Here is a 7,078-nt window from a genome sequence, read left to right as displayed (position 1 = left end):
CACTGGACTCGAAAAATGCCAATGTCGCAATGCTCGGATACAACGCAATCATATTGCATGTGCTTTTTTAGTCTGGACCCGATTAGCTCAAATTGCTCGAAGTACAGGCAAAACGCTTTATCGTATTAAGCGAGGATTGCTCGATGATTATCTTTGTCAGCAGCTCAAAAAGCCTACAATTATTATGCTATTTGCGTAAGTCCTATAATGGACGAACACGAAGACTACTGGGAGGATAGCGGTGGATATAATCGAATGGCCTGAAAATATCGTCCCTTCCGCTATGAACTGGCAACTGGTGAGTAACAGCAAAACGTTTACCTCAACGTTTACCGGAAGTGTTCAGACGGTGCGTTTCCCCGGTAGCCGCTGGCGATGTAGCTTAACTTTCAATAACCTGACTGAGAATAAGTCGCGTGAACTTGAAGCACTGACTGCTGAGCTTGACGGTGAAAGTGGGCGAATAAAAATTTACAACTGGATACGTAAAGGCTTAACAGAAAGAGGAAAGCCAGTAGTCAGCGTTGCAAATCAAACCGGTAGAATACTGCAAACCAAGGATTGGAAAGTCAGTTCAGTTGTGATGCGAAAAGGGGATTATCTGACGGTGAATAACGAACTCAAAATGGTGACGAATAATGTAACCAGTGATGCTAAGGGTAATGCTGCCATACCGATTTCACCGATGTTGCGATATGCGCCTAAAATAAATGATAACATTGAAACAGATTCACCGTTTGGGATTTTTAAGTTCACAAGTAATGACCAGGGAAATTTCCAGTATCGACCAGGGGTGTTTTCAACGGTAACCTTGGCGTTTGAGGAGGCGCTTAACTAATGCTCTATCATCCGTTTTCAAACAAAATGGTAAAAGCGATAAATGAGAACTATGCGCTTGTTATCGCCGCCCGTTTAGATTTAAAATCCGGCGTGACGCGCGCCCATACCGTGTGGGGGATTTGGTTATTGGGGGTGAACTTTACCAAGGCGTGGGACAGTTTGGTAAAGTTGAGCAGGTTAAGGAACAAAACAATACCAGCCCACAACAACTCATCTTGTCACTGTCAGGGTTTGACTCGTTGTTGATTGGCGATGTCATGAATGAGCGCAGTCGAGGCCGGAATGTACGATTAATGCTGGTTGCTATCAACCAGGAAGGTAAGCCTGAAATAGCAGAGATCATATTCGCCGGTCAAATCTCAACGATTGGCGTAACGACAGGTGAAGAAAATGCGGTTGCCGTGACCGTCTCCAATCGCTTTGAGCGCAGGTCTATGGGATTACCGGACAGATTCACGGATGCGTCATGGCGTAAAAGGAAAAGTGACGATCGCATTTTCCGGTATGTGGCGCAAATGGCTGAGCGAGCGATCTATTGGGGCAGTAAGAAAGATGCGCCCGCTTTTGTGTACAAGTGAAATTTGAGTAAAGATTAATTCACGCTATACTCATGAAATGCTTTTTTTAATCCTAGGACGAACAATGAAAAAACTATTGTTGTTGGTTATCCCAACACTATTTTCTGGCGCGGTATTGGCAAAAGCCGGTGAGAGTACGCTCTCTTTTGGGTATTTGAATGTGAAATCTGGTGGAGTCAAAGATCAGGTTAATTTACTTAAAGATAACGCAAAGAAAGCGAGTGATGAAATTACTAGTCATTTTGGTAAACCGGCAACCCTTTCCTCAGATAGTTACCACGATTTAGGCGGCGCTTTTATGCGTTACCGGTATGAAATAAATGACGAGTGGGGTGTAATCGGCTCAATTGCCTATTCTACCAAGGATTATAATGCCACTGCAAAGGCGGATAAAAATGATAAAAAAGATAGAATACATGCTACAGGTAAAGTAACCGGTAGTTATGTTTCTTTGATGGTAGGTCCCACTTATCGCGTTAATGAATATGTCAGCCTTTATGGATTAATCGGTGGAGCCTATAAGAAAGCTTCTTATGAATCGAATTTACAAGAGTTCAAGGAAGATAAATTAGTTAATAGCGATAAAGAGTCAAATGCGGATAAAAAAACACAGTTAGCCTATGGTGTTGGTATGCAAGTCAACTTCTGGGAAGGGGCTACTTTAGACGTTGGCTATGAACGTTCAGGCAGTGGTGATTGGAAGACGGATGCATTCACGGTTGGTTTAGGCTATAAATTCTAATGCGGCATCCAGACTGGGCAACCAGACTACCAAATACCCTAAGGGCGGCGATGAGTCGCCCTTTTTCATGGGGCGAGCACGATTGCTGTCTGTTTGCTGCCGACTGTGTGATAGCCGTTTGCGATTTTGACCCGTGTTCAGCAATTAGGGGGCGTTATCGCACAAAAGCAGGCGCATTACGAGTATTAAAAAATCAATTTGGCGATTTACAACAAGGGGTAAGCCGTTATTTCAACACGATACCCGTTGAACAGTCGATGCGTGGCGATGTGGTGATGTTTGATGGGGATGAAGGCTTAACACTGGGTGTTTTATGGGCCAACAAGATTTGGGCAGTCACTGATATCGGTGCAAGACCGGTTGATAACATTCCTGTCATGGCATGGAGAATTGAGTAATGGGTAAAATCGTCACAAGCATAATTGGCGCAGGGTTGATGGTCGCTGGCGTACTAGCAACGGGCGGTTTGGGACTGGCGTTGATGGCAGCGGGTTTGGCTGTCCAAACCGCAGGGTCATTGTTATTTCAAGACAAAATGCCAAGCGGTGGCTATCGAGAACAAGCTGAACGCAAGCAGATTTTACGCTCGTCGACGGCGTCAGAAACCGTGATTGTGGGCAAAACAATTTGCTCAGGGCTACTCTTTTTTGCGGAAGAAGAAAAAGGCGAGCAGGATAAAAACGAGAAACTTTTCTTGGCAATCACACTGGCTGGACATAAAATCAGTCGTATTGGTCAAGTTTGGCTTAACGACGATACGATAGGCTCTTTTGGCGATAAAGCCGATTACGAATTACATAACGATAGAAAAAGCGTTGACCCTTATTTAGTCAAAAATGCCCCAAGTTGGAAAAACGACATGATAGGTCGCGGTTTAGCCTGGCTCAGGTTAACACTACGCTATGATGCTGAAAAATACCCCTACGGTGTACCTAACGTTAAAGTGGAAGTCTGGGGCAAAGAACTGTTTGACCCGAGATCGAACAAAACCACTTGGAGTAATAACGGGGCACTGGTTATTTTAGACTATTATCGTAGTTACCTAAAAGTCCCCGATAGTGATATCGATTTCAATGCCTTTAAAGTGGCTGCGGATTTATGTGATGAGTCAGTCACGACACCAGGGGGTAAATCTGAGCCGCGTTATACCTTAAATGGTGCTTATGAGTTATCGGAATCCCCTGCCTCTATCCTTGAGCATATGCACCGCTGTATTGGGGCAGAGCCAACATACATTGCAGGGCAACACGGCATATTAATGTGGGCTTATCATGGCCCTGCTACGCTCAAAATTGAACCGCATCAAATCATCGACACGGTGAGCATTACGCCTGAGCTGCCGTTAAGTGAGGCGACCAATGCTATTTATGGTACTTTTGTTGATGCGGAGCAAAAATACACTAAAACGGACTTTAGCCCTATTGTAATGGCTAAATGGGTGGAAGAAGATGGACTTGAGATTAAAGAAAATATTGATTATCGCTTTGTCAGTAGCCCTTACCAGGCACGGCGGCTTGCCAATCTCTATTTGCGCAAGAAACGAGCAGGAAGACGTGTTCAGTTAACGTTAAATCTAGACGGTTACGCTTATCGCCCTGGCGATGTGGTATTGCTCGATTTACCTAATCTAGGAATAAAAGCGCTTGAATTTCGCGTGGCTGAATGGAAATTTCATCCGCAGGAAGGCGTAGAAATTCTGTTAGAAGAAGACGGCGCTTATATTTACGATGATATTATTGGTAAGCCTTTTGAAAGACCGCCATTTACTGGGCTCCCAACAGGAGGGGTCGCCGCGCCGATAAATCTTACCTTTATGCCTGTCAATATCGGCGATGTGGTTCAAGGTTACTTAAGCTGGCAAAATGCCGCGGCGGATGTACGTTACAGTACTGTAAATATTATTGAGGAAGGCAAAGTCATTCAAACGATTCAAGTGCCAGGTGAACGTGTTGATATTGCTGGATTACCAAGAGGAACCTATCGCGTTGAAGTCAGGGCCGTTAACGCAGCAGGAGCGATATCACAACCCACCATTCGTGATTTTTCAATCGTAGCCCCATCTCCACCAATCAATGTTGACATTACGGTAGGCATGTTTTCATTAACCGCTGCTCCTAGGTTAGGCGATTCAGCCGCCTATGGTAGTACATTTGAATTTTGGTTTAGCGATAAAAAATTGGCAGACGCATCAGAACATGAAGTCATTAATCATGCCACTAAAGTCGGACAAGGTCAGTTCTGGACACAAGAGAACCTTAAAGTTGGCCATGAATATTTTTTCTATATTCGCACCATAAACAGCTATGGAAAATCGCCTTTTGTTGAGGCATCAGGCAAACCGGATAGTTTACCCGGTGATATTCTTGATGAAATTGATAAAAAAATTAACGATACGGAAGCGATTAAGCAGCTGAAAAAAGGAATAGACAGCAGCACCGAAGCGATACTGGAAAACGCGAAGGGACTTAACGGCAATACACAATATTTCATGCGTCAAAACGGCAAAATGAAAGCGGAAATTGTCAGGGTAGACAATTATGTGGTAACCGAGACTAAAGCCTTAGCCGAGTCTATCCATCAGGTCAGAGCGACAGCGGATAAGTCATGGGCAGCCGCTCAGAATTCGCTACAAGCTAAGTATGACATGAAAAAGGGTGAGGCTTCTGCAACGTGGACATCGTTAGTCAAGATTCATTACGACGGTGTGGATTATGACGCTGGCATGGTAATTGGTGCTGAACTTAAAAACGGTAAAGTCACAACGCAGATTGGCTTTAGCGCCCAGACTTTCATTGTTTACAATCCGGCTAATGGCAAGATGGAGCCTGTTTTTGCTATCAAAAATGGCCAGGTATTTTTGCGCACAATTTTTATTGACAAAGGAACGATTGAAGAATTATTAATCGGCTCTGTTATCCAGTCAAAAAATTATCAAGCAGGGGATACCGGTTTCAAAATAGATGGTGAAACAGGTATCGCAGAATTTAATCGCTTAGTAATTAATAAAGATTTTAAAATTAATGGTGATGCATCCAGAATAGTACTAGATAACACAGGGCTTGCCGTTTATCCCAGTTCTGGTGGCGTGATAAAACTGGGCAGGAGGCCATGATGGCGGATTACGGTTTGTTTGTTGATTTGAAAGACGGTTTTAAACCCTTTGAAATAACGGATAAAAGTCAGATATTAACTAAGTTATTGAGTGCAGTTAGTCCCAACTTAAAGCAACGATACCACAGTTTTACCATCCCTGAAGCGAACAAGTATCATCTGATAATTGTGACTAAAGTCGTATCTCGACTCTATTTTGTCTCTAATAGTTATGCGGTAAGGCCGCTCACGCTTGAGGATATACGCATAGAAGGAAACCAGTTAAAATTTAGTTTTGATAAATGGGGAATTCACTGGTATTGGGGTGGCTCAGGTGGTGGAGTTTCTCAACAAGGCAGGTTTATTTACGATGGTGATTTTGAGAGTCGATTTCAGATAGATGTTTATGGACACCCTAAGCAAGCGACACAAGGCGACTATGGTTTATTTATTGGCGGATTAGGTAATGCAGTAGAAATAACGCAACAGTCAAAACTGGGATATTGTGTATTTAGAAAAAAAATAACGATTAGTGCCAATGGTATTTATACTATTCCAAATAATGTACCAAGCATTGATAAAAGTTTAGTTTTTATCAGACCAACAAATCAAAATGCAGTTGTTTCTATCTCTAGAGATAATAAAAATATTTATAGTAATGCGCAAACAGATGTTTACGTTTTAGTATTTACTACTGATTTTACGCTAGTACCAGCAGATTACGGCCTACATATTTATAATACAAAAGGCACACTAAGTTATTCATCTAATTATTTGCCGTTTTTAGTAGGCGCTAATATAACATTAACTCAATGGGGAGTAACGGCGCCATTTGCCAGGCCGATGCTACAAGCAAATGAATGTGCTGAAATGATAGATCGTATTTATCAGGATTGGACATATTGTCGAGCTAGCGGGTACTGTTTCCAAGGTAACAAAATAACAATTCAGCCTGGCAGAAATTTGGAGTGGGTATTTGTGGATACATCAGCCATTGATTACATCAGTTACAGCACGCCATCTTACGTTATTGACTTCGACCTTTATTTCTAGAGAAAAATTATGATATATACCACACAGGAACAATTACAACCGTGTCAGGCTCTTCTATTGTCAAAGGCACAGGCACGAAATGGAATAGTAACAATCCACTGGTATCACCTAGCATGTTAATGCTAATTAAAAATGTTAACAGTGACACGGAATTAGTTCTTGCTGAAGAAGCAACATTTTCAGCTACCGACACAACATACACGATTAACCTCACTGAACCAAATAATAATTCTGATGCAGCAAGAGCACTGGTTGCAGCTAACACTTACGGGCACCTCGAAAAACTCAAGATTTTCAATTAACCCTTGGCTTTCATTCTAAATAATTAGATTTTTTTTGATTATCACGCTACTGATTCTATCGCACATTGCCCTGGCTAGGGCCATTTGACCCATTCTGGGCGTCAGAAAGCCACGATGCACGCGCTCTGGAAGTACGCCAACCGCTTTAGGTTGTAACATGCTGCCATCATCGTCATGGCAAAATTAGCGCGCACCTGTCCAATGGTGCGGATCAGTTTTCTACCCATTTGTTCCATCGCCGCAAATGCATGTTCAACCCGTGCCCTAGTCTTTGCAATCCTGTGGTTTCGCCCTTGCTGAGTCTTGGACAACGGTTTGTTTCGATGGCCTTTACCCTGAATCTGGCTCCTATAGCCGTTTGCCTTCAGCCAAGCTTCCCGCTCCGCAGAGGGATAGCCTCGGTCGGCGTAGATATTGCGATTGGTGTTGGCCTTGTCAATGACCCTTTCGAAATGCTGACTGTCGTGGGTGCT

8 protein-coding genes and 1 pseudogene are annotated in these 7,078 nt (G+C 43.1%); 8 read left to right on the top strand and 1 reads right to left on the bottom strand.

What is annotated here, in order from left to right; genetic code table 11:
* From CBG25_RS17160 to CBG25_RS17125, 8 genes and pseudogenes are all read left to right on the top strand, one after another.
* Window positions 1-199 (top strand): annotated as a pseudogene (locus CBG25_RS17160) (IS701 family transposase); the annotation flags it as partial.
* Window positions 200-241: 42 nt separating this feature from the next.
* Window positions 242-838 carry a hypothetical protein gene (locus CBG25_RS17155; protein WP_290608163.1) on the top strand — a complete coding sequence of 199 codons (597 nt, stop codon included), beginning with the start codon at window positions 242-244 and terminating at the stop codon, window positions 836-838.
* Window positions 839-989: 151 nt separating this feature from the next.
* A complete protein-coding gene (locus CBG25_RS17150) occupies window positions 990-1,418 on the top strand; it encodes a hypothetical protein (protein ID WP_290608162.1) in 429 nt (142 codons plus the stop codon).
* 64 nt (window positions 1,419-1,482) lie between these two features.
* A complete protein-coding gene (locus CBG25_RS17145) occupies window positions 1,483-2,160 on the top strand; it encodes an Ail/Lom family outer membrane beta-barrel protein (RefSeq protein ID WP_290608161.1) in 678 nt (225 codons plus the stop codon).
* On the top strand, window positions 2,160-2,558 hold the full coding sequence (locus CBG25_RS17140) for a hypothetical protein (protein ID WP_290608143.1): 399 nt from the start codon (window positions 2,160-2,162) through the stop codon (window positions 2,556-2,558). Before CBG25_RS17145 ends, CBG25_RS17140 begins: the two co-directional genes overlap by 1 nt.
* Entirely contained in the window at window positions 2,558-5,272 is a 2,715-nt protein-coding gene (locus CBG25_RS17135) for a DUF1983 domain-containing protein (RefSeq protein ID WP_290608141.1), read from the top strand. Before CBG25_RS17140 ends, CBG25_RS17135 begins: the two co-directional genes overlap by 1 nt.
* Window positions 5,272-6,303, top strand: coding sequence for a DUF6453 family protein (locus tag CBG25_RS17130; RefSeq protein ID WP_290608139.1), 1,032 nt, complete (start codon window positions 5,272-5,274; stop codon window positions 6,301-6,303). The genes CBG25_RS17135 and CBG25_RS17130 overlap by 1 nt, the downstream gene beginning before the upstream one ends.
* 41 nt (window positions 6,304-6,344) lie before the next feature.
* Window positions 6,345-6,605, top strand: coding sequence for a hypothetical protein (locus CBG25_RS17125; protein WP_290608137.1), 261 nt, complete (start codon window positions 6,345-6,347; stop codon window positions 6,603-6,605).
* Window positions 6,606-6,706: 101 nt separating this feature from the next.
* Here CBG25_RS17125 and CBG25_RS17120 read toward each other — a convergent pair.
* The coding region (locus tag CBG25_RS17120; protein WP_290606956.1) for a transposase at window positions 6,707-7,078 on the bottom strand (372 nt) is incomplete at its 5' end.

Source organism: Arsenophonus sp. ENCA (assembly GCF_002287155.1).
In the GTDB taxonomy this organism is placed as follows: Bacteria; Pseudomonadota; Gammaproteobacteria; order Enterobacterales; family Enterobacteriaceae; genus Arsenophonus; species Arsenophonus nilaparvatae.
This window is presented reverse-complemented; position numbering and strand designations above follow the sequence as displayed.